Origin of the sequence: Macrococcus hajekii (genome assembly GCF_004359505.1) — a bacterium.
In the GTDB taxonomy this organism is placed as follows: domain Bacteria; phylum Bacillota; class Bacilli; order Staphylococcales; family Staphylococcaceae; genus Macrococcus; species Macrococcus hajekii.
Map to the genome: position 1 here is coordinate 1 of NZ_SCWE01000020.1, position 448 is coordinate 448.

Sequence of the window (448 nt, forward strand, 5' to 3'; positions counted from 1 at the left end):
GTGTAAGCAATTCCGCCGTATTCCGTGATCATAATCGGCTCACCGTCATAACTGAATCCTTCACAATAAATTTCTCTGTTGGCCGGTTTAATGGACAGTGTTTTTTCCAGTGTTTCATAGTTCGCTTTCACTTGCTCAGCATTTGAATAATTATGGATACCACAAATATCTGACTTCGTATGCTCCCAGCCATCGTTAGAAAACACTACTCTCGTCTCGTCAAGGGACTTCGTCAAGTAGTACATGCTCATTGAATGTGCCTGCTGACGTTTTTCATGATTGACCCGACTGATACCCCAGCTTTCATTCAATGGCATCCAGGCGACGATACTCGGATGATTATAGTCACGGTTCACGACTTCTATCCATTCATTGGTCATACGCTCTACATATTTCTCGCTGTATTCAGAAGCAGCTGCCATCTCTCCCCAGACGAGGAATCCTAATG

The 448-nt window shown here is 44.0% G+C and carries 1 protein-coding gene; it reads right to left on the reverse strand.

The annotated features are described in order from the left end of the window. Positions 1-448: glycoside hydrolase family 2 TIM barrel-domain containing protein (locus ERX37_RS11180; RefSeq protein ID WP_279523291.1), on the reverse strand; the 448-nt coding region annotated here is incomplete at both ends.